Genomic DNA, 1037 nt, shown 5'->3' with positions numbered 1-1037 from the left:
TACGAGCCTTAGCAAGTGCCTTCAAGCTATCATAAATTAGGCGTTTCTTCCATCACGTTTGGCTCTATCTATTCCTTAGGTTAGACTTAAATATCACTTCTTTTTTGCTAAAAATCGTCTACCGCAGGTCAAGAACGCCCAAATAAGGGGCTGATTAATAGTTGGCTAAAATGTGAAGCGGAGCGAAACCTAGCCAACTGTTAGCAGTCCCGCTTAATTTTCTTGTTAGGTTGTTTTAAGGCTTTCTCTTATAAAGTCAGCGATATGCTGCTCAACTTTATACTCGAAGTCGTGTTGAAAATTTGCAACTACAATGACATGGAAATTCAAATCATCAGGCTTTACCTCTACAGGTATAATTTTCGTGAGCATAGGTGTTTTTTCAATTCCAGGTATAGCTTTAGATAAGCGCTCTCGGAGTTCTTGCATATTAAGGCTTTGTAATAACTGTTGAGCGGATTGTATTGAATGACCTTGAGGAACCTTTACAAATACCATAGGAGGCATTTTTTCAGGCTCAACTAAAAGCTCTTTGATATAGTTTGCAATAAACTTTTCAAATTCTTTCGACTTACCCCAAGACTTATTTGAAATAGCTCTAATTTCGTATTTGTAATTTTTTTCATCTCCAACAGGAGAGAATACCAATGGCATAATATTAAAAGTAACTTGATTAGTTATCGCTTCAGGGAATTTTTTATAAACAATATATTGGAGTTTTCGTAAATCCATTTTTTCAATGAACTCTTGACCATGTTCATCTGTCCAGCCTTTAGGTAGTTCAACAAGTGTCATCACTCTTGCGTCGCCGCAAGAAATTAAGAAAGTAGTTAAAATTATTATTATTATTTTTTTCACGGATATATCCTTTATATGCAAGGCTGAACTAACAACCTAACGATTTAGTTCACGAGCCGAAGGTCTCGTGTAACGGCTTGTTCTTTACTTTCGGAGAGAGAGGGTTATCGCTACTCAATCCGTGAGTTCATATTCCATGCCCTTGGGGCTTAATTGATGCCCCCTGCGGCGTGAGGGAA

Annotated in this window: 1 protein-coding gene; it reads right to left on the bottom strand. The window is 37.5% G+C overall.

All coding sequences use genetic code 11. The features are described from left to right. Positions 1 to 225: 225 nt before the first annotated feature. Positions 226 to 858, bottom strand: coding sequence for a hypothetical protein (locus Q4533_RS19615; RefSeq protein WP_303503921.1), 633 nt, complete (start codon positions 856 to 858; stop codon positions 226 to 228). Positions 859 to 1037: the final 179 nt, after the last annotated feature.

This window comes from Shewanella sp. 6_MG-2023 (assembly GCF_030547195.1).
In the GTDB taxonomy this organism is placed as follows: Bacteria; Pseudomonadota; Gammaproteobacteria; order Enterobacterales; family Shewanellaceae; genus Shewanella.
This window is presented reverse-complemented; position numbering and strand designations above follow the sequence as displayed.